We start from the raw sequence: 20,165 nt of genomic DNA, 5'->3' as shown, positions 1-20,165 counted from the left end.
TAATAGCGCTATCACTTACCGAATGTAAGTACGTACCTTTTGGTAAGTATTAACATGCATGCTCTACAGGCCACCCCATGCCCACCGATACTCCCGGCGCCAGCCTGCGCGCCGCGCTCGCCGAACAGAACCAGGGCGCCCACCTGATGGCGGCCGCCTGCCCGTCGCGCGCCGTGCTGAGCCACCTGACCAGCCGCTGGGCGGTGCTGGTGCTGGTCCTGCTGCTCGGCGGCACGCGGCGCTTCAGCGCACTGCGCCGCGAGGTGGGCGGCGTCAGCGAAAAAATGCTGGCGCAAACCCTCGACGCCCTGTGCAGCGACGGCTTCGTGCTGCGCCAGGCCTATCTGGTGATACCGCCCAAGGTGGAATACAGCTTGACGCCACTGGGGCGCGAGGCGGCAGAACGGCTGGCCGTGCTGGTCGACTGGATCGAAGACAATTACCCGCGCATCGAACAGGCGCGCGCCGACCTGGCGCGCAGCGTGAGCACGGAACAAGCGGCTTGAAGGCCTCGATAATATTGCTTTTTATTACCAACGTGACGTTTACAGTGACTGGCCTTGATGTAATACTAGGTCCACCAACAGGCGTCATGATTGCGACACCATGAATCAGTTGATCTCTTCCGACCGGGCCAGGGTCTTGCTGGTCAGTCCTGCCACCAGCGATGTGCGCGAACTGCTGTATGTACTGGACCGGCACAATCTGGGTACGGGCGTAGCCGGCGATATCGACGCCGGCGTGGAACTGGCCGCCGGCGGCGCCGACCTGATCCTGCTCGACGCGGCGCTGGCCGGCAGCAATATCGACGCCAGCTGTTTGCGCCTGCGCAATGCGGCCGAGCGCCATGGCGTGCCGCTGCTGCTGATGTCGTCCTCGCCCAGCGCCGAAGAGCAGGGCCGCAGCGTGGGCGCCGGCGCCAGCGACTACATCAGGATGCCGTTCAACGCGCGCGACGTGGCCGAAAAAATCCTGATGGAACTGGCGCTGCACAAGGCCCATGGCGCCGAGGCCGAGGCCGAGTCCATCGATGCCAGCGCAGCGGCGCGCCCCGTGCATCCGCAAACGCTGGAGGTCAATTACCACTCCATCCTGGCAGGCTCGCCCGATGCGGTGCTGCTGTTCGACATCGACAACGCCCTGCTGATCGACGCCAACCACCTGGCCGAAAAAATGTTCGGCATGCCGCAAGCGAGCCTGCTGCAAGGCGGCATGGAGCGCGTCTTTCCACGCCGGCAAGCGGACGGCCTGGCCTCGATCCGGCTGTTGCGGGAAAAAATGCAGGACACCCTGCAAGGCAAGATCGTCGTCTTTCGCGCCGAGTGCCGCCACCGCGACGGCCACGCCATCGCCTGCGAAATCCGGCTGATGCGCTTGTCGGTGCCGGGCCGCCAGCTGGTGCACGCGCGCATCATCGACCTGACCGAACGCAACCTGGCCGAAGCTTTGCGCGCGGGCCAGAATGCGCTGCTGGAAATGATCGCCAAGGGCGCGCCGCTGGTGCCCACGCTCGATCGTTTGCTGCTGCTGATCGAGGGCCAGTCGCGCGGCGTGTATTGCTCCGTCATGCTGCTCGATGAAGACGGCCGGCGCATGCGCAGCATGGCCGGTCCCAGCCTGCCGCGCCAGTACCTGGACATGCTCGACGATGTGGAGATCGGCCCCGGCGTCGGTTCCTGCGGCGCCGCCATGTTCCACGGCAAGCCGGTGGTGGTCAGCGATATCGAGCACGATCCCCTGTGGGCGCCGTATCGCGGCATGGCCGCCGCCTTCGGCCTGCGCGCCTGCTGGTCCCAGCCCATCTTCGGCCAGGACGAGCAGGTGCTGGGCTCGTTCGCCATGTACTACCGCGAAGTGCGCAGTCCCGTAGCGCAGGAACTGGTGCTGATCGACGTGGCGGCCGACCTGGCAGGCATCGCGATTGCCCGCATGCGCCACGAGCAGGAATTGCAGCGCCACCGCAGCCACCTGGAAGACCTGGTGGCCAAACGCACGGCCGCGCTGACCCTGGCCAAGGAACAATCGGAACAGGCCAACCGCGAACTGGCGGCCGCCCTCGAACACCTGTCGATCACGCGGGACGAACTGGTGCGGCGCGACAAGCTGGCCGCGCTCGGCGCGCTGGTGGCCGGCATCGCGCATGAACTCAATACGCCGATCGGCAACGCCCTGGTGGTGGCCACTACCATGGCCGAACGCACGCGGGGGTTACAGGCCGGTTTCCAGGACGGCTTGCGCCGCTCGGAACTGGAAAGCTACCTGGGGCAGGCCAGCGAAGCGGACGCCATCGTGCTGCGTAACCTGCAGCGCGCGGCCGACCTGGTGTCGAGCTTCAAGCAGATCGCCGTCGACCGCGCCAGCTCGCAGCGCCGCCATTTTTTGCTGCGCCAGTTCATCGCCGAACTGATGCTGCCGCTGTCGGCCACGCTCAAGGGCGCCGGCCATCTGCTTGAGCAGGACGTGGCGCCGGAACTGGCGATGGACAGCTACCCCGGCCCGCTGGGCCAGGTGCTGACGAACCTGGTGGAAAACTGCGTGCGCCACGCCTTCGAAGGGAGGAACAGCGGCGCCATCGGCATCACGGCGCGCGCCAGTGTCGCTGGCGAGAGCATCAGCATCGCCATCGCCGACAATGGCAGGGGCATCGCCGCCGGCGACCTGGCGCGCATCTACGACCCTTTCTTTACCACCCGGCTCGGTTCGGGCGGCTCGGGCCTGGGCCTGCACGTGGCGCACAATATCGTCACCGGCGTGCTCGGTGGCCATATCGAGGTGGCCAGCGGCGACGCCGGCACCACGTTTACCTTGCACTTGCCGGCCGTGGCGCCGCAGGCCGGCACAGCCGCTGGAGAATAAGATGAAATACCTGATCGCGGTCGCCCTGCTGGCGGCATGCACCGCCGCAATGGGCGGACCGGCGCCCTGGTACCAATGGCGCAGCAAGGTCGACGGCACCCTGTCCTGCGCCCAGTCGACCCTGGGCTTTGGCTGGGAGCTGGCCTCGGGACCGTACAAAGATAGCCGTTGCGAAAAACCGGCGCTTGTTAAATAATGGGGACATAACAACACGGGGCAACCGGCTTGGCAACAAGCGATGGCACGCATGGAAAGCGCATGGAAAGATAAGGCAGTCCTGTCTATTTCACCGAGGAGAGCACATGTTTACGAATCCCGAACAATTCGCATCGGCCACCAAGGCCCTGTTTGAATTCCAGCTGATGACCTTCAACACCCTCACCACCAAGGCGGTGCAGGGCGTGGAGCAAGTGCTGGCATTGAACATGGCCACCGCCAAATCCGGCATGGAAGAGGGCCTCGCAGCCGGCAAGGAAATAAGCCAGGCCAAGGACCCGAAAGCGGCGATGGCCGCCGCCGCCGCCCAGCTGCAGCCGGGCGTGGCCGGCGCCAAGGCCTACAAGCAGCAGCTCGATGCCATCATCAAGGACATTCACACCGAATTCACCAGCGCCGCCGAAGCCCATGTGGCGGAAGCGAAAAGCAACTTGAGCGCGCTGATTTACGACGTGACGAAAAACGTGCCGCCAGGCTCGGAAAACGCCGTCGCCATCGTCAAGGCCGCCATCGACAACGCCTTCCTCGGCTACGAGCAAGTCACCAAGGCCACCCAACAGGCCGTGAAAACGGTGGAAGAACAAATCGCCAAGGCCTCGGCGCAGGTCGCGCAGGCGTCGGACAAGGCGACGGCGGGGGTACAGGAAGCGGCTGAAAAAGTGATGCCGAAAGCGGCCAAGGCAGCAAAGAAATAGGCGTAGACCGTGGTGTTGTCGGATTGCGCGCAAGCGCTAATCCGACCTACGTCGCCCTTACCGGGGTTATCCGATACACACACCGTCTGCCCCCCTCCAGCAGATACTCGCTGCGCTCCACCGTACAATCGTCGCCCAGCACGCGCTGGAATATCGCCAGTTCCGAACGGCAAAACTTCTGGCAGGAGGTCGCCGCCGCGCAGATCGGGCAATGGTTTTCCAGCAGCAGCACGCTGCCGTCCGGCTGCGGTTCGCTATCGGCCATATAGCCTTCGCCATCACGCGCGCGGGCCAGGCTGGCCACTCTTTCGGCCAATCGCGCCCCCAGATCGATGCGCGCGCGGTAGGCCGCCACACTGCCCGCTTCGCGCGCAGCGATCAATTTGTCCATGCCCTCGTCACCGAACAGCTGGCGCACCTGGGCGATCAATTCCAGCGTCAGGTCGGCGTGGCGGTCGGGAAAGCGCGCATGGCCGGCGTCCGTCAGCGCCCAGCGCCGCGCCGGGCGCCCGACCTTGTCGGCCAGGTCCTCGAAGGCGACCAGGCCCTTGCCATGCGCCGCTTCGAGCTGGCGCCGCGCCCCCATCGAGGTCACATCGAGCAAGGCCGCCAGTTGCTGCGCCGTTTGCGGGCCGCGCATCTTCAGCAGGAACAGCGTACGCTCCGAGGTGGCTACGGCGGCGCTCATGCGGCCGCCTTCAGGTCCGGCGCATCGGTGGCGTTCAGGTGGCGGCGCCAGCCATGCATGCGCCAGGCCGACCAGGCCGCGCACAAGGCGCCCGCCACCAGCACCAGCCGCGTGTCGACCAGGATCAGCAGCGAGCCGCCCAGCGCGACGACGATATTGGCAATACAAAACGTGGTCGACAGCAAGCCCATCACGGCGCCCTGCCCGTGCGCGCTGAAACGCTCGGCGCACCAGCCCTGTATTACCGTGTTGTACAGCGCGTTGGGGATGCCGAACAGCACGATGGCGGCGATGCCGACCCAGATATTGCCCACCGCCAGTATTAAAATGGCCAGCGCCACGGCGCTGGCATACCAGCCGGCGCGCAGCAGCGGCGCATGGCGGCTGGGGCCGCCCGCCAGCAGCGAGGTCATCGTCATGGTGCCGCACAGGCCCACATTCACCCAGGCGATCTCCTGCGCATGGTAGTGCGCCGTTTCGACCAGCCACAGCGGATAAAACTCGTAAAAGCTGGCTACGCCGCAGGTCAATGCCAGTTGCACGATGAACAAGGTGCGCAACTCCTGGTGGCGCAGCAGATTGAGCGAATGGCGGTCGCGCGCCACCTGCCACCACGAGGTGGTCAGCAGTGAAGGCGTTTCGCGCGGCAAGCCCACCGCCACCAGCACGGCCACCAGCATCAGCGCGCCGGCCGCGATCTGGAACGGCACCGTCACCCCCCACGCCAAAGTGGCGCCGGCGAGGATGGGGCCGACCAGCCAGCCCAGGTAAAAGGCGCCGTTCAGCCAGGACATGGCGCGCAGGCGCAGCGGCCCTTGCAACTGGTCGGCCAGCATGGCGCGCGCGATGGCGCCATTGCCTTCGAGCAGGCCGGTGATAAAGCGCGCGACGATAAACAGCGGGTAGGACTGGATCAGCAGCGCCCAGGCCGTGATCGCATGGCCGATGGCGGCGCCAACAGCAGTGCGCATCAGCAAGGGACGCCGGCCATAGCGGTCCGACAGCGGTCCCAGCAAGGCCGAGCCGATCAGCAGGCCCAGCGGATTGATGGTCAGCGCCAGGCCGAACAGCAGTTTTGACGGTAATCCCATGTAGTGATTGAAAGCATTCGGCGCTTCGGCGGCAAACAGCGGCGGCAAGATGGGATAAGGCAAGGAAGCGCCGATGGTGGACAGCAGGGCCAGCAGGCAGGCGGCGGTGATCAGGATAGCATTTTTCATACGCGAGACTATACGTGGCGGCTTGCAATAAGTAAACAAAATTGATTATTTATGCCTGCCGGCGCAACGTCAGCCCCATGCTGCGGGAAAATCGCTGTGCAAGCCGGTCGCCAGGGTTTAAACTGTATATAAACACAGTAAAACCATATCCAAGTAACATCAAAGAGCCACCTGCCCCCTATGCTGAGAGTCCTGGAAAATCCCTTGTACTATCTGGAGAACTTCCAGGGCGTGCTGAACTGGATCAGCGAGCGCTATGCCGACTTGCTGAGCAGCGAAGAGACGCAGTTCATCGCGCAGTTCGCGCAACTGCCGCAAGCGTCGCGCGCGCTGTTCGTGCGCCTGGTGATGCGCAAGGGTTGTCTGTTTCGCGCAAGCAAACTCAACTACCGCGAGATCGGCGATACGCGCATCGCCGCCCTGCCCCTGCTGGCCACGGGCTGGGTGGTGCTCGATCCTGCCATCGACATCGCCACCCTGTTCGAGCTGCTGTTGAAGCCCGAGCTGCAACAAGTGTTCGCGCTGGCCGGCCCCTTGAAAACGGCGCGCAAGGCGGAGCAATTGGCAGCGTTGCGCGAACTGCATGCTCAAGAGCAGCCGTTTTCCGCCTGGTATCCGGCCTCGGACGATGTGCTCTACAGCATCTGCAACCAGCCCCTGTGCGACCGGCTGCGCCTGATTTACTTTGGTAATTACCACCAGGACTGGTCGGAATTCGTGCTGTCCGACCTGGGCGTGCATCAATATGAAAAGGTCGAGTTTTCGCTGGCCTCGCGCGGCTTTCGCACGCGCCAGGATATTGCCCACTATGAAGTGCTGCATCAGTGCCGCGAGCGCTTCAACGATGCGCTGGCGCCTGCCTCCCCAAGCGAAGTGCTGCAGGAGCTCGCTGCGCTCTCGCCCGTGACCGATAACGCCTGGCTGGCCAGCCGCCGCGACAAACTGCAGTTCCAGATCGCCCAGCAGCTGGAAAAATCGCAGGACTGGCCCGCCGCCTGCCGCGCCTATGCCGACTGCCGCTATCCGGGCGCGCGCGCGCGGGCCATCCGTGTGCTGGAAAAAGATGCACAGCCGGGCGCCGCCTACGAGCGCCTGGAAATCGCCCTGCAGGCGCCGGAAAGCGAGGCCGAGCGCCAGTTGCTGCTGCGCATGGCGCCCCGCTTGCGGCGCAAACTCGGCCATGCCAGACAGGCCACCACGCCGGCCGCGCCGGTCGAGCGCATCGATCTGCTGCTGCCGTTGCCGCCGCTAGCCTGCCATGTGGAAGGCGTGGTGCAACAGCACTTGACACAGCAAGACGCGCCGGTCTACTACGTGGAAAACACCCTGATCAATTCCCTGTTTGGCCTGTTGTGCTGGCAGGCAATTTTCAAGGCGATACCTGGTGCATTTTTCCACCCGTTCCACCGTGGCCCGGCCGACCTGCACAGCGCCGACTTCCATGCGCGCCGCCTGGACGACTTTGCGGCATCGTTGGCGCAGCTCGACAATGGCGACTACCGCGCCACCATGCGCGCCACCTATGCAGCCAAGGCCGGCATCGTGTCGCCGTTTGTCAGCTGGCCGGCGCTTGACCGCGAACTGCTGGAACTGGCGCTGGCCTGCATCCCGTCCCGGCATTTGAAAAAGGCGTTTGAACGCATCTTGCTCGACATAAAAACCAACCGCACGGGCTTTCCCGACCTGATCCAGTTCTGGCCGGCCGAACAGCGCTACCGCATGATCGAAGTAAAAGGCCCGGGCGACCGCCTGCAGGACAACCAGCAGCGCTGGATCGCCTATTGCGCCGAGCACGCCATGCCGGTGTCCGTGTGCTATCTGCAATGGTCGCAGGCGGTGGCGGCATGACGCCAGAAACGAAACAATATACCGTTGCCGTGCGCGCACTGTGCGAATTTACGGCCAAGGTGGGCGACCTCGACCTGCGCTTTACGCCTTCGCCCACGGCGCAGGAGGGCATTGCCGGCCATACCACCGTCACCGGCCGGCGCGACGACGATTACCAGCGCGAAATCAGCCTGTGCGGCGACTTCGGACCGCTGCATGTGCGCGGGCGCGCCGACGGCTACGATCCGGCCCGCCGCCAACTGGAAGAAATCAAGACCTACCGTGGCGATCTGTCACTCATGCCGGCCAACCACCGCCAGCTGCACTGGGCGCAGGCGCGCATCTATGGCCATTTGCTGTGCCAGCAGCTGAACTTGCCCATGCTGCGCGTGGCCCTCGTGTATTTCGATATCGCCAGCCAGAAAGAAACGGTGATGCACGAAGAGTGCACGGCGGACGCGCTGCGCCTCTTTTTTGAACAGCACTGCACCTTGTTTATCGACTGGGCGCAACAGGAGCTGGCCCACCGCGACAGCCGCGACCGGCAACTGGCGGCGATGGCGTTTCCCCACGCCGGCTTTCGTCCGGGCCAGCGCCAGCTGGCCGAAGCGATGTACAAGGCCAGCAACCGCGGCTGCTGCCTGCTGGCGCAGGCGCCGACCGGCATCGGCAAGACGGTGGGCAGTCTGTTTCCCATGCTCAAGGCAACCGCCGCGCATGGCCTCGACAAATTGTTCTTCCTCGCCGCCAAGGTGCCGGGCCGGCAGATGGCGCTCGACGCTTGCGCCATCCTGAAAAACAGCGCGCCTCTGCTGCCGCTGCGGGTGCTGGAACTGAGCGCGAAAAGCAGCGCCTGCGAGCATCCCGACAAGGCCTGTCATGGCGACGCGTGCCCGCTGGCGCGCGGCTTCTACGACCGGCTGCCGCTGGCGCGCGACGTGGCGCTGGCCTGCGGCCTGATACTCGACAAGGAAGCCGTACGCGCCGTCGCCCTGCAGCAGGGCGTGTGTCCCTACTACCTGGGCATGGAGCTGGCGCGCTGGAGCGATGTGGTGATCGGCGACTACAACTATTATTTCGACCTCAGCGCCATGCTGTACGGCATGACCCTGGCCCATGACTGGAAGGTCAATGTGCTGGTCGACGAAGCGCACAATATGGTGTCGCGCGCGCGTGGCATGTACACGGCCGAGCTCGAACATATCGCGCTCAAGGGACTGCGCAAGTTCGCGCCCGAGTCCCTGAAAAAGCCGCTGGACCGGCTCAATCGCCAGTGGAACGCCCTGCTCAAGGAACAAAGCGACGACTACCTCGTGCATGCGGCCCTGCCAGAAAAACTCTTTGGCGCCCTGCAAGGCGTGGCCACCGCCATCGGCGACTACATGGCCGAGCACGCGGCCTCGCTGGACGGCGACTTGCAGCGCTTTTATTTCGACGTGCTCCTGATCAATCGCCTGGCCGAAAGCTTTGGCGAGCATTCGCTGTTCGATGTGAGCAAGACGGCGACGGGCTCGACCATCTGCATCCGCAATATCGTGCCGGCCCCTTTCCTGAAACCGCGTTTCGAGGCCAGCCACAGCACGGCCCTGTTTTCCGCCACGCTCAGCCCCTGGAATTACTACAACGATACCTTGGGCATGCCGGCAGGTACTGCCTGGGTCGACGTCGAGTCGCCCTTCCTGGCCGAACAGCTGGCCGTGCGCGTGGCCGACAATATTTCCACGCGCTACCAGCATCGCGCCGCCTCGCTGCTGCCCATCGTGGAACTGATGGCGAAACAGTATGCCGAAGCACCCGGCAACTACCTGGCGTTTTTCAGCAGCTTTGACTATATGGAAAAGACGGCCACCCTGTTTTCCCAGCATTTTCCGGACGTGCCGATCTGGCAGCAGCCGCGCCGCATGGACGACACGGCGCGCACGCAATTTTTGGGACGCTTCGGCCTGGAGACGCGCGGCATCGGCTTTGCCGTGCTGGGCGGCGCCTTTGGCGAAGGTATCGACTTGCCCGGTGCGCGCCTGATCGGCGCGTTTATCGCCACCCTGGGCCTGCCGCAGATCAACCCGGTCAATGAACAGATACGCCAGCGCATGGGCGACATCTTCGGCGCCGGCTACGACTACACGTATTTATATCCGGGCATGCAAAAGGTGGTGCAGGCGGCCGGCCGCGTGATCCGCACACAGACCGACAAGGGCGTGGTCTACCTGATCGACGACCGCTTTGCCCGGCCGGAAGTGCGGCAGCTCCTGCCCACCTGGTGGGACGTGCAACTGACGGACAAGGCCGACCAGTTCAGCCGACCAGCAGCCTGAGCTTTTGATAGCCTGATTTGCTCACCGGAATGCGCGTGCCCTCATTGAGGATGGCCACATGGCTGTCCCTGGTGGCCGGCTCGATGCGGCTGATGCCGTCGATATTGAGCAGGTAGGATCGGTGCACGCGCAGGAATTTCTGCGGGTCGAGCTGGGCTTCGAGTTCGCTCAGGCGCTGGCTTTTCAGCCAGCGCCTGCCGTCGGCGCAAATGCTGACGTAATCGTCCTGCGCCTCGATATAGGCGATGCTGGCCGCCGCGATCACATGCACTGTAGCGCCGTCGCGTATCAACACGCGCGACAGGGGCGCGACACGCGTGGCCGCTTCCCGCACCACGGTTTGCAGGCCCGCAGCCGGCGCACGGTGGGCGCGCGCATGGGCCAGCGCCTGCGCGAAGCGCTGCTCGCTGTAGGGTTTCAACAAATAATCGAGCGCATGGCAGTCGAAGGCCTTCAATGCGTACTGGTCATAGGCCGTGACAAAAATCCAGCGGGTTTTCGCGCCGATCAGTTCGGCCACTTCAAAACCATCGAGCCTGGGCATCTGTATGTCGAGAAACACCAGTTCCGGCTCGAGCTCGGCGATGGCCTTGACGGCCTCGAAGCCGTTGGCGCATTCGGCCACGATCTCGACATCGTCGTGGCGCGACAGGTATTCGCGCAATACGGCCCGCGCCAGCATTTCATCGTCGACGATGGCCACCCGCATCTTGCCTTGCATTTATTCTTCCTCCGTGGAACCGGTCTGTGCCGGCATCGCTATGTTTACCTCAAAACCATCGCCCTGGCGCGCCCAGTGCACGCTCGCTTCATGGCCATAGGCGCCCAGCAGGCGCTGGCGTACATTGTCGAGGCCGACGCCATTGCCGCGCGGCGACAGCGCCTCCTGCTCGACCGGGTTGCCGACCCGTATGCGCAGCAGGCTGCCCACACGCTGCACGTCCACCTCGATCACGCCGCCGTCGGTCAGGCCGCAGATGCCATGCTTGACGGCGTTTTCCACCAGTGGCTGTATCAGCATCGGCGGCAACAGACAAGCCAGCGCCGCCTCGTCGATGGCAAATGCCACCCGCAGGCGTTCGCCGAAGCGCACCTGCTCGATCGCCAGGAAATGGCGGATCAGCACCAGTTCCTGCACCACGGTAATGTGCTTGTGCGCTTCCAGGCTCAGGCTTTGGCGGAAGAAACTGGCCAGCTCCACCGTCATGGTGCGCGCGCCCGCCGGATTGATGGACGTCAGCGCGCTGATGGAGTTCAGGCTGTTGAACAAAAAATGCGGATCGATCTGGGTGCGCAACATACGCAGCTGGGCTTGCTGCGCCATCAGCCGCGCTTCCAGCCCGCGCTGCTCGGCCATCCTGGCGCGCACGAATTCGAGCAGCAGATAATGCACGGCGCCGGCCAGGCAGTACAGCAGGACGCCCAGGCCAAAAAACAGCAGCAGCGAGCCCTGCCCCAAAGGCACGCCCAGCCACGGCACTTCCGGCAGCAGGCTGAGGCTATTCATGAATTGCAGCAGGGTCGCCCATAGCAAGCCCGCAAACAGGGCCGCCACCAGCATCACGCCGAGAATCGCGACAGGGTGGCGGCCGTTGAGCGGATAGGCGCGGCACAGGTAAAAGGTGGAAAAGCCCGTACCGATGGCGTACACCAGGGTTGCCGGCACCACCAGCAACGCGGCATTGATCCACGGCACGGGCGCCGAGCGCGACAGCACGAAGGCCAGCGCCAGCCCCAGCGCCAGGCACACCAGAGCCGCCACCACGGCGGCGCGCCGTCTCGACAAAGCTGCGCTCATCCTGGCGGCGGGCCTAGTTGCGCACTTCCAGGCCACCCATCACGGCGTAGCCGATCACATACAGGCGCTTGAGCTGGTGCGGCGGCACGATGGTCTTTTCTTCGAAGCCGCCCAGGATGGGCGTGCCTTGCAGGATCACGCTCCAGTCGGGCGGCACCTTGATGGTGATGCCGCCGCACAGGGCGAAGACATTCAACACGGCTTCGCCTTCGATCGAAGCCTGGCGCAGGTCGATCTCGCAGCCGGCCATGATCACATTGATGTCGCCGCCGCGAAAACGCTGCGACGACACGCGCCGCACGAAGCCGCCGAGAATGGCCGACACTTCAATGATGCTGTCATCGTCCACCTGCCCGTTGGCATCGGGCGCTGCCGCCTTGTCCAGCGACACGGCGCCATGGCGGGCCTGGCCAAACGAGTCAGGTTGTGCAGCGCCTTCCTGTCGTGCAGAAAAGCGCTGGCGGCGCTGGCGTTGCCGGGCGCCGGGCAGCGACTTGGTCACCACGGCAATACCGATGCCGATAATCACTAGCGGCCACAGCATGTTCCAGCTGATATAGAACAGGCCCATGGCGCGGAAGGTCCAGGTCGCGCCCAGCAAGACCAGCAAGCCGCCGAGCACATAGCCGGAACGGGTACGGCTTTGCGCAATTTTCAGCAAGCCGAAGATGATCAGGATGGTGGGCCAGAAACGGAAGGTATAGCGCACGCTGATCAAGCCGAGGTTATCGAGCAGGAACACCAGTCCCAGGCCAATCACCAGCACGCCGAGGATGATCTGCGAGGGCGAATCGGGCAATGGTTTATTTTTCATGCTCGGACTCCCGGTAGGCCATGAAGTGTTTGTTCAGCAAGGGTTCCAGCACCAGCCCCAGGCCCCAGGCGATCAGCAAGGCGGGCCAGCTGTTGTAGAAACTGAGGTTCCACAGTTCCTCGTAAGACACATACCACCAGGCGGCAAAAAAGATCAGCCACAGGCCGCTCAGAACCTGTTTGGCCGAGACCGGCGCCACCAGTTTGTTGATGCCGAACAGCACCATGATCACGGGCCAATAATGCCATAGCTGGCGATAGTGGCGCAGGTAGATGATGTCCAGCCGGTCGAGCAGGAAGACGGCGCCGACGACAATGAGCAGCACGCCCCACAGCAGCTGGGTGCGGCGCCAATAAGCTTGTTCATGTTTCACGAGACCCCCGGGTTGTTGGTTGATCGTAAAGATACGCGGTGGCGCGGGAAAAGGAAATGCCGGTTCGGCCAATGGCGGAAGGGAATCGGTGAATGGCGGAAAGGACGGAAAGGAAGCACAAAAAAAGGCCGGCTGAGCCGGCCCTGAAGGGGTCATTATCACAACAAATTCAAAACGAACGCCGCAGAAAGTGATACTCGCAATGCCACTTGTCGCCACCATCGACGTGCTGGAAACTGGTGCCGATCCTTGAGGCGACCGGCTGACCTGCTGGTAGATCGAACATGCCGCCAACTTCACGGCAGTGCGCCTCAACCGAAGCGTTGCCATCATAACCGTAATCAGCGCCGCGCACCGTTCGCCAGCGCACATAGCGCCCGCTTTCTGATCTGTATCAATAAGGTGGCTTGAGCATATCGTCGGCGATCCAGTCCAGCACGCTCGGTCCCGCCGGCTTCCAGCCCAGGGCGCGGGCCCGTTCGCCACGCACGCGGCTATTGGAACCGAGGCCATACGAGGCCATCTCGTAGCCCCACTCGGCAATCGCCTCCGGCAGCGGCCAGTCCTGCGCCGGACCCAGTTTCAATGCTTCGGCCATGGCCGCCGTCATGTCGCGGAACGCCGCTTCGCCAGACTCGACAAAGTAAAAGGTACCAGGGGGCGAGTTTTCCAGCGCCAGCAGATACAGCGCCACCACATCGTCGATATGCACGTTCGACCAGATGTTGCGGCCCGGCCCCACATGGCGCACGATGCCGCTCTTGCGTGCCTGCTTGAGCAGGCGCGGCAGTTGCACGCTGTCGCGCGGCAAGGCGCCGTGGCCATAGATCAGGGTATTGCACAGCACGCTGGCGCGCACGCCGGCGCTGGCGCTGGCCAATACCAGGTCGTCGATGGCGACGCGGGCAGCCTTGTCGGCGGTCGGCTGCGGCAAGTTGCCTTCGTGGTAAATATGTTCGCTGCCCTCGCCGCCGGACGCATCACCGACGATGGACGAGCCGCTGGTGTGCAGATAAGGCTTGTTGCTGCCGGCCAGCGCCTCGATGATCGCTTCCACCGCGCCGCGATGGTCGCTGCTGGCCGCATTGATGACGGCGTCGGCCGCCCTCGCCTGCTCGATGATCAGTTCGCGGTCGTCCAGGGTACCGACCACGCCCTGCACGCCGATGCCGGCCAGTTCGGCTATTTGTTCCGGCTTGCGCACCAGGCCTATCACCTGGTGGCCGGCGGCAACCAGTCCTTGGGCGATGGAACTGCCGATAAAACCCGCTGCACCTGTCAGAAATACTTTCATGGTTTGCTCCTTGTTTGCTGTCAATCAGAGCCAAGCAGTATGCGCCGCAGTCCATGACACAAACAGCCCTGGCGCGGCAAAGGATTTATGCAGGCACAGCAACAATCAGCGTTTGCGCGTCGCTGGCGGCAGCACGGCGATATAGCGGCTTTGATAGGCCAGGTCTTGCGGCGTCAGGATCGTCAGGCGGTCACGCGCGCGGGTGGCGGCCACATAAAAACGGTTTTCCTCTTCCAGCGGATCGGACTTGCTGCGTGGGAATTCGTCGACCGCCAGATAAGGCAGGATCACATGGTTGTATTCCAGGCCCTTGATCTGGTCGATACAGGCGATGACCAGTTTGGCCTTGCCGGTTGACACCGTCACGGCCTCTTCCATCTCGCCGAGCCAGCCGGCAAAGCCGTCCACGGCCACACCGGCCTCCGTGCAGACGGCGATAAAACCGTGCAGGGAGCGCGCCACCACCCTCGCCTGGGCCGGGTCGACATAGATGCGGCGCGCCGTCTGTTCCAGCTGCAGCATGGCAAAGACATGCTGCAAGGCAGGGCCGGCCGGCGCGTCCGGCGGCAAATCACGCAGATACTCGACGGCGGCCAGGGTCAAGGCCGCCTTGTCCTGGTTGGTCGACTTGCCCAGCTGGTTGCTCAAAAAACCTTCCAGCAATTCCGGGTAGTTGGCGACATCGGTCCTGGCTTGCTGCAATTGGGCGCGCGTAAAAGGGATTTCCGCGAAGGCCACCAGGGCCTCGAGGATCTCGCCGCGGCGCGGGCCGCTCGTGATCGCGTGCAAGTCCTTGCGGGCCATCGCGACCATGCCGCGCAGCATCAGCACTTCCTGGTTCAGCAGATAGCTGTTCATGTCGACCAGGCCGTAGGCGATGCCGCTCTGGAACAGTGCCGTTTCCACGCGAATCGCCTGGTCGCGGTCGCGCAGCAAAATCGCCGTGGTGCCCGCCTGCGCATGCTCGAGCGCGGCGATCAGCTGGGCGCTGCACGCTTGCGGCTGGGTGTGGTCGTAGTACAGCACCTCGACCGGCGTGGCGCGCGCCAGGGCCGACACGCTGGCCTTGTTTTTCAATGCCCCCACGGCCTGGGCCAGTTCGGTGCCGTAGCGGTAGGACGCCGTCAGCGGCATGCGCTGCAAGGACGGGAACTCCTGTTCGAAACGCTGGCGCAGGAAGCGGTGATCGGCGCCCGACCAGGTGTAGATCACCTGGTCCTTGTCGCCGGCGCCACAGAAAAAAGCATTGCCACGCCGTATCAGCATGGTCAGGAGGCGGAATGACGCTTCGTTCAGGTCGTGCAATTCATCGGCGACGATAATCTGGTAGGCCGGCAATTGCTGGCGCAGCGGCTCGTCGTCGCCCAGCATGCGCACCAGGTCGTAGGTGGCGTCAAACGGCGCGCGGAACGCGATCTCGCCCGTATCGGCGCCGCGCAAGGCTTCGTATTCGCGCAGCCACAGATAATGCGTGCGCGACATGCCCAGCATCTCCAGATTGTCTTCCAGCGTATTGCTGTCGAAGTCGGGCGCCTGGAAATCCAGCCTGGCCTTGGTGCGCAGCTGCAGTTTCAGGAACTCGGCAATCGCCGCATTGGTGGTGTTGACTTCCAGCGGATAGCGGTGGGCATATTTCTCGGACACCACTGCCAGGGCTTCCCAGGCCACGGGCCGCAGCTCTTCGTCGCTGCGCAGGAAGGCCATCTGCACGCCTTCGAGCTGGCGCAGCACCTGGGTCGCAAAGGCGTCAAAGGTGGTGATGCTCAAGCGCTTGACCACGCCCAGCGGCACGCCGATTTCCAGCAGGCGCTGGCGCAAGGCCACGCGCGCCGCCTCCGTAAAGACCAGCGCCAGCATGCGCTCGGGCGGGCGGCCCCGGTGCAGCGCTTCGGCCAGGCGCAGCGCCAGCGTGGTGGTTTTCGCGGCGCCCGCGTTGGCGTCGATCAGCACGACTTTTTTCTGCGCCGTCTGGATGGCAATCTGCTCGCTGGTGGGCGTGATGCGCTTGGGCGCAAATTGCGCGGTGTTATCTATACTCAAAAGAAATCCTGTGTGATGGTGCCCGGTGGTGGTGAAACTTTACCAGGAGCAGGTGCGCAGGCCAGTAAAACCATGGACGCGTTCGGGGTCCTGGAAGGCGCGCATCTGCGGCGCGACCAGCCTGGCCGGCGTGGCAAACGAGGCGCCGCGCAAGACCTGGTGGTGCATGAACCATGGCGCCGAATATTCGCGCCATGCGCCAGGCACGAAGCCCGGATACGGCTCGAACGGCGTCGCCGTCCATTCCCACACCTGGCCCCACTGAAACAGCGGGTGGCCAGAGGTGGCAGCATACTCCCATTCGGCTTCAGTCGCCAGGCGGCGTCCGATCCACGCGCAATAGGCTTGCGCCTCGTACAGATTGACATGGCGCACGGCTTGGTGCGGCGGCAAGATGGCCGGCTGGCCAAAACGCCGGGTGCGCCACTGGCGGGCGTCGCGCTGCCAGTACAGCGGAGAAGAACGCTCCTGGCGCATCAGCCAGGCGCTGCCGGCCACGCTCCAGAACTGGCGGTTCTGGTAGCCGCCGTCGAGCACGAAGTCGGCAAACTGGGCGTTGCTCACGGGCGCGCTGTCGATGGCAAACGGCGGCACGTAACAGGCTTGCGGCGGGCACTCGTTGTCGAACGCAAAGCCGGCGTCAAGCCTGGAACCGAGCGCGATGCTGCCGCCCGGAAACGCGATCTGGCCGCCGCTGGCCGGCACCGGGCCGCGTTCCAGCAAGCCGGCAGGCAGGTCCACACCCAGCCATTGCAGGCCGGCCAGCATGGTTTCCCCACACAGGTCTTCATGGGCCAGCGCCAGCCGGTACGGATACAGAGCGCTGTCGAGATTGGCGGCGCGCGACAGCTTGTCGAGCACGCGGTCCAGCACTTCACGGGCATACATGCGCACGGCGCCGGTGGCGGGCAAGTCGAGATTCCAGCGCGCGCGGTGCGCCACCAGATTGGCGTCGAACAGGTCGTCGCCGCGGGTCAATAGCCCATTGTAGAGAGCGTCGGCCGGATGGCTGGAAGGCGCTTCGCGCATGATGAACCACTCGGCAAACCAGGCGATATTGCCCAACTGCCAGAGCGGCGGCGTGATTTCAGGTACCTGCGGTACGCGGGAAACGAGGTCGTAACCGGCCTGGGCGTAGCAGTCGAACAGCGCCAGGGTATGGCGCCGCGCGGCCGTCAAGGCGAGCGCCAGTTGCTGGGCATTGGCGTGGCGAAAGGAAGCATTGGGTAAAGTCATGTACTGATTGTAACGACTTTCCCGGCTTGCACGGTGCAGCGGTGTGGCCGCCTTACTTGGCCAGCAACTCGCCTTGCACGGGCGTGACGACGGATTTGGGCATGCTGACGATAAAGCTGCTGCCCTTGTCGGTGTCGGACTGGATGGCCAGGGTGCCGCCGTGGCGCAGCAGCACGTGCTTGACGATGGCCAGGCCCAGGCCCGTGCCCTGGGTTTCGCGCGAGCGGCTCTTGTCGACGCGGTAGAAACGCTCGGTCAGCCGCGAAATATGCTCCCGGCTGATACCGATGCCGGTATCTTGCGCGATAAATTGCGGACCGGCCGGGCCGTCCTGCCAGCGCAGGGTGATGCTGCCGCCAGCCGGCGTGTAGCGCACGGCGTTCGAGGCCAGGTTGCCGAAGGCGCTGTAAAGCTCGTCGTAACTGCCCAGCACGTCAGGGCCCTTGAAATCGAGCTTGATATCATGCTTGCCACCCGACAAAGCCTTGGCGTCGCGCGCCACCTGCTGCATCAGTTTCTTGACATCCACCGGTTCCGGCCGCAGCGGATAGTCGACCGATTCCAGGCGCGACAGGGTCAGCATGTCCTCGATCAGGTGCTGCATGCGGTGGCCCTGCTCCGTCATCAGCTTGATATGCGCGGCGCGCGTGGTGGCGTCCAGGTCCAGTTCGGTGGCAATTTCCAGGAAGCCCACGATCACCGTCAGCGGCGTGCGCAGTTCGTGCGAGGCATTGGCGATAAAGTCGCGCCGCATGCGTTCGAGGCGTTCGTTTTCCGTCACGTCGTGCGTGACGAGAATCTGGCGGCGGTTTTCAAACGGGATGATCTGCACGATCAGCTTGCGGTTGCGGAAGGTGATCGTCAGCGGCTGGTCGTAGCGGCCCAGGATGATGTAATCCATGAACTCGGGGCTGCGGATCAGGTTGGTGACGCGCATGCCCTTGTCGCGCTCCTGCGTCAGGCCCAGGTGTTTCTCGGCGGCAGGGTTGCACCATTCGAGGAACAGCACGTCGTCCATGATGACCACGCCGTCGGGCAGCAGATGCATGGCCTGGCGGAAACGTGCCAGCCATTCGGTCAGTTCCTTCTGGTTCTTCTCGTCATCGCGGCGCATGCGGTACAGGCGCGCGAAGATGCTGGTCCAGGCGCCCCAGCCGTCGGGCAGCCTGGCGCTTTCCGGGTTGTCCAGCCAGTTACTGAGCTGGAACAGGTACGACAACTGCACGAACACCATCATCGACATCAGCACAAAGGCGATGCCCAGCGCATAGGTGGCGCCGAACAGATACCACACCACGGCCACACCCACCAGCGCCAGCGCCATGCGCAGCGCGGCGGGCACCCAGAACAGCAATTTCGGATTCATAAGAGACAGGCTTTATTTTTCAGACAACATATAGCCAACGCTGCGCACCGTCTTGATCAGGCTTTCAGCCTCCTTCAAGGCTTTGCGCAAGCGCAATACGTGGACATCGACCGTGCGTTCCTCGATCACCACATGGTCGCCCCACACCTTGTCGAGCAGCTGGCTGCGCGAAAATACGCGCTCCGGGTGGGCCAGCAGGAATTTGAGCAACTTGTATTCGGCATGGCCGATATCGATCTTCTGCTCGTCCATCATCACGGTGCAGCTGACCGGGTCCAGCGCCACGTTGCCGGCGCGCATGGGCGCCTGCGCGTGTTCCGGGCTCTTGCGTCGCAGCAAGGCCTTGGCGCGCGCCAGCAGCTCGCGCGGCGAGAACGGCTTGGTGACGTAATCGTCGGCGCCGCTGTTGAGGCCCGCCAGCTTGTCTTCTTCCATGCTCTTGGCCGTGAGCATGATGACCGGAATGGCGGCAAAATTGCGGTCGGCGCGGATGCGCGACAGCAAGCGCAGTCCCGTCTGGTCCGGCAACATCCAGTCGAGCAGGATCAGGTGCGGGGTACGGTGCTGGATGAAGTCCCAGGCATCGGCGACATTTTGTACGGAACAGCAATTCCAGCCGGACTCGCGCAGCGAATAGGTCACCAGTTCAACGATGGCCGGCTCATCTTCAACAATCAATACCGTGGTTTTATCAGATGCCATAAAGCTTACTCAGGGAGCTCCTCGGAAATGGCGGGAGTGGAAGATTTGGTGTGGCGGATGTCCTTGCCGTCCACCACGTAAATCACGTACTCGGCGATGTTTTTCGCATGGTCGCCGATCCGTTCGATGGCCTTGGCCACCCACAGGGTATCGAGCGCCGCCGAGATCGTGCGCGGGTCTTCCATCATAAACGTAATCAGGTTGCGCATGATAGAGCGAAATTCATGATCGATGATGGCGTCCTGGGCAATCAGGGCCAGGGCCTGCTGGCCATCGTTGCGCGCGAACGCGTCGAGCGCGTCGTGCAGCATGTCGGTGGCGGTGTTGGCCACGCCACGCACCATCTCGTAATGGTTGACGACGCCGTTGCCGCGCTTGTGCAAATTCTTCGCCACGCGGGCGATCTTGGTCGCTTCGTCGCCCACGCGCTCGAGATCGGTAATGATCTTGACGGTGGCCATGATGGTGCGCAGGTCGTTGGCGGTCGGCTGGCGGCGCACGATCAAATGGCTGCAGGCGTCGTCGAGCGACACTTCAAGCTGGTTGACGACGTCGTCTTCGCGCATCACGCGGTCGGCGCGCTCCGGATTGCCGATGCGAAAGCAGGTCATCGCATCGAGGAACTGGGTTTCTACGATGCCGCCCATCAGCAGAACTTTCGAGCGGATCGCTTCGAGTTCGTTGTCGTATTGCTTGGATGAATGTTCGCCTAACATGCTGTCTCT

18 protein-coding genes are annotated in these 20,165 nt (G+C 63.7%); 6 read left to right on the top strand and 12 right to left on the bottom strand.

Features of this window, described 5'->3' with window-relative positions; genetic code table 11:
- The first annotated feature begins 77 nt into the window (after window positions 1–77).
- From CD932_RS20275 to phaP, 4 genes are all read left to right on the top strand, one after another.
- Entirely contained in the window at window positions 78–506 is a 429-nt protein-coding gene (locus CD932_RS20275) for a helix-turn-helix domain-containing protein (protein WP_094444622.1), read from the top strand.
- Between the two features lie 100 nt (window positions 507–606).
- The gene (locus CD932_RS20270) at window positions 607–2,856 is read left to right on the top strand and encodes an ATP-binding protein (RefSeq protein ID WP_094444621.1); all 2,250 of its coding nucleotides are present in this window, start codon (window positions 607–609) and stop codon (window positions 2,854–2,856) included.
- 1 nt (window position 2,857) lies between these two features.
- On the top strand, window positions 2,858–3,052 hold the full coding sequence (locus tag CD932_RS20265) for a hypothetical protein (protein WP_094444620.1): 195 nt from the start codon (window positions 2,858–2,860) through the stop codon (window positions 3,050–3,052).
- A gap of 106 nt (window positions 3,053–3,158) precedes the next feature.
- Window positions 3,159–3,767, top strand: coding sequence for a TIGR01841 family phasin (gene phaP, locus CD932_RS20260; protein ID WP_094444619.1), 609 nt, complete (start codon window positions 3,159–3,161; stop codon window positions 3,765–3,767).
- Window positions 3,768–3,813: 46 nt separating this feature from the next.
- Here the strand turns inward: phaP and CD932_RS20255 are convergent, their stop codons facing one another.
- Entirely contained in the window at window positions 3,814–4,455 is a 642-nt protein-coding gene (locus CD932_RS20255; protein ID WP_094444618.1) for a metalloregulator ArsR/SmtB family transcription factor, read from the bottom strand.
- Window positions 4,452–5,675, bottom strand: coding sequence for an MFS transporter (locus CD932_RS20250; protein WP_094444617.1), 1,224 nt, complete (start codon window positions 5,673–5,675; stop codon window positions 4,452–4,454). Before CD932_RS20250 ends, CD932_RS20255 begins: the two co-directional genes overlap by 4 nt.
- A 180-nt stretch (window positions 5,676–5,855) precedes the next feature.
- On the opposite strand from CD932_RS20250, the gene CD932_RS20245 reads away from it, so the two are divergent.
- Window positions 5,856–7,523 (top strand): VRR-NUC domain-containing protein, encoded by a 1,668-nt coding sequence (locus CD932_RS20245; protein WP_094444616.1) that lies wholly within the window; start codon window positions 5,856–5,858, stop codon window positions 7,521–7,523.
- Complete coding sequence (locus CD932_RS20240) at window positions 7,520–9,817, top strand: ATP-dependent DNA helicase (RefSeq protein WP_094445280.1); 2,298 nt, start codon at window positions 7,520–7,522, stop codon at window positions 9,815–9,817. Before CD932_RS20245 ends, CD932_RS20240 begins: the two co-directional genes overlap by 4 nt.
- Here the strand turns inward: CD932_RS20240 and CD932_RS20235 are convergent.
- The 10 genes from CD932_RS20235 to phoU form a co-directional block, all read right to left on the bottom strand.
- Window positions 9,798–10,526: a LytTR family DNA-binding domain-containing protein gene (locus CD932_RS20235; RefSeq protein ID WP_094445279.1), complete on the bottom strand. Its 729-nt coding sequence runs from the start codon at window positions 10,524–10,526 to the stop codon at window positions 9,798–9,800. The two genes, CD932_RS20240 and CD932_RS20235, sit on opposite strands and share 20 nt — an antisense overlap.
- A gap of 12 nt (window positions 10,527–10,538) precedes the next feature.
- A complete protein-coding gene (locus CD932_RS20230; RefSeq protein WP_094444615.1) occupies window positions 10,539–11,615 on the bottom strand; it encodes a sensor histidine kinase in 1,077 nt (358 codons plus the stop codon).
- A gap of 13 nt (window positions 11,616–11,628) precedes the next feature.
- Window positions 11,629–12,429: a DUF5668 domain-containing protein gene (locus tag CD932_RS20225; protein WP_094444614.1), complete on the bottom strand. Its 801-nt coding sequence runs from the start codon at window positions 12,427–12,429 to the stop codon at window positions 11,629–11,631.
- Entirely contained in the window at window positions 12,419–12,802 is a 384-nt protein-coding gene (locus CD932_RS20220) for a DUF5668 domain-containing protein (RefSeq protein WP_176461075.1), read from the bottom strand. The genes CD932_RS20225 and CD932_RS20220 overlap by 11 nt, the downstream gene beginning before the upstream one ends.
- A gap of 394 nt (window positions 12,803–13,196) precedes the next feature.
- Entirely contained in the window at window positions 13,197–14,096 is a 900-nt protein-coding gene (locus CD932_RS20215; protein ID WP_094444612.1) for an NAD-dependent epimerase/dehydratase family protein, read from the bottom strand.
- Window positions 14,097–14,201: 105 nt separating this feature from the next.
- Window positions 14,202–16,136, bottom strand: a complete 1,935-nt coding sequence (locus CD932_RS20210; protein ID WP_094444611.1) for a UvrD-helicase domain-containing protein — start codon at window positions 16,134–16,136, stop codon at window positions 14,202–14,204.
- Window positions 16,137–16,175: 39 nt separating this feature from the next.
- A complete protein-coding gene (gene senA, locus CD932_RS20205; protein WP_254926693.1) occupies window positions 16,176–17,372 on the bottom strand; it encodes a selenoneine synthase SenA in 1,197 nt (398 codons plus the stop codon).
- Window positions 17,373–17,424: 52 nt separating this feature from the next.
- Window positions 17,425–18,738, bottom strand: a complete 1,314-nt coding sequence (gene phoR, locus CD932_RS20200; protein ID WP_094444610.1) for a phosphate regulon sensor histidine kinase PhoR — start codon at window positions 18,736–18,738, stop codon at window positions 17,425–17,427.
- Window positions 18,739–18,750: 12 nt separating this feature from the next.
- On the bottom strand, window positions 18,751–19,440 hold the full coding sequence (locus tag CD932_RS20195; RefSeq protein ID WP_094444609.1) for a response regulator: 690 nt from the start codon (window positions 19,438–19,440) through the stop codon (window positions 18,751–18,753).
- A 5-nt stretch (window positions 19,441–19,445) separates the two neighbouring features.
- Window positions 19,446–20,156, bottom strand: coding sequence for a phosphate signaling complex protein PhoU (phoU, locus tag CD932_RS20190; RefSeq protein ID WP_094444608.1), 711 nt, complete (start codon window positions 20,154–20,156; stop codon window positions 19,446–19,448).
- Between the last annotated feature and the right edge of the window lie 9 nt (window positions 20,157–20,165).

The organism is Janthinobacterium sp. PC23-8, from assembly GCF_002250505.1.
Taxonomy (GTDB): domain Bacteria; phylum Pseudomonadota; class Gammaproteobacteria; order Burkholderiales; family Burkholderiaceae_D; genus Janthinobacterium.
This window is presented reverse-complemented; position numbering and strand designations above follow the sequence as displayed.

Coding starts and splice junctions, on each gene's coding strand:
- phoR (WP_094444610.1), bottom strand. CDS start 18,738: ATGAATCCGAAATTGCTGTTCTGGGTGCCCGCCGCGCTGCGCATGGCG.
- CD932_RS20255 (WP_094444618.1), bottom strand. CDS start 4,455: ATGAGCGCCGCCGTAGCCACCTCGGAGCGTACGCTGTTCCTGCTGAAG.
- senA (WP_254926693.1), bottom strand. CDS start 17,372: ATGACTTTACCCAATGCTTCCTTTCGCCACGCCAATGCCCAGCAACTG.
- phoU (WP_094444608.1), bottom strand. CDS start 20,156: ATGTTAGGCGAACATTCATCCAAGCAATACGACAACGAACTCGAAGCG.
- CD932_RS20265 (WP_094444620.1), top strand. CDS start 2,858: ATGAAATACCTGATCGCGGTCGCCCTGCTGGCGGCATGCACCGCCGCA.
- CD932_RS20250 (WP_094444617.1), bottom strand. CDS start 5,675: ATGAAAAATGCTATCCTGATCACCGCCGCCTGCCTGCTGGCCCTGCTG.
- CD932_RS20215 (WP_094444612.1), bottom strand. CDS start 14,096: ATGAAAGTATTTCTGACAGGTGCAGCGGGTTTTATCGGCAGTTCCATC.
- CD932_RS20235 (WP_094445279.1), bottom strand. CDS start 10,526: ATGCGGGTGGCCATCGTCGACGATGAAATGCTGGCGCGGGCCGTATTG.
- CD932_RS20245 (WP_094444616.1), top strand. CDS start 5,856: ATGCTGAGAGTCCTGGAAAATCCCTTGTACTATCTGGAGAACTTCCAG.
- CD932_RS20240 (WP_094445280.1), top strand. CDS start 7,520: ATGACGCCAGAAACGAAACAATATACCGTTGCCGTGCGCGCACTGTGC.
- CD932_RS20195 (WP_094444609.1), bottom strand. CDS start 19,440: ATGGCATCTGATAAAACCACGGTATTGATTGTTGAAGATGAGCCGGCC.
- CD932_RS20230 (WP_094444615.1), bottom strand. CDS start 11,615: ATGAGCGCAGCTTTGTCGAGACGGCGCGCCGCCGTGGTGGCGGCTCTG.
- CD932_RS20270 (WP_094444621.1), top strand. CDS start 607: ATGAATCAGTTGATCTCTTCCGACCGGGCCAGGGTCTTGCTGGTCAGT.
- CD932_RS20275 (WP_094444622.1), top strand. CDS start 78: ATGCCCACCGATACTCCCGGCGCCAGCCTGCGCGCCGCGCTCGCCGAA.
- CD932_RS20225 (WP_094444614.1), bottom strand. CDS start 12,429: ATGAAAAATAAACCATTGCCCGATTCGCCCTCGCAGATCATCCTCGGC.
- phaP (WP_094444619.1), top strand. CDS start 3,159: ATGTTTACGAATCCCGAACAATTCGCATCGGCCACCAAGGCCCTGTTT.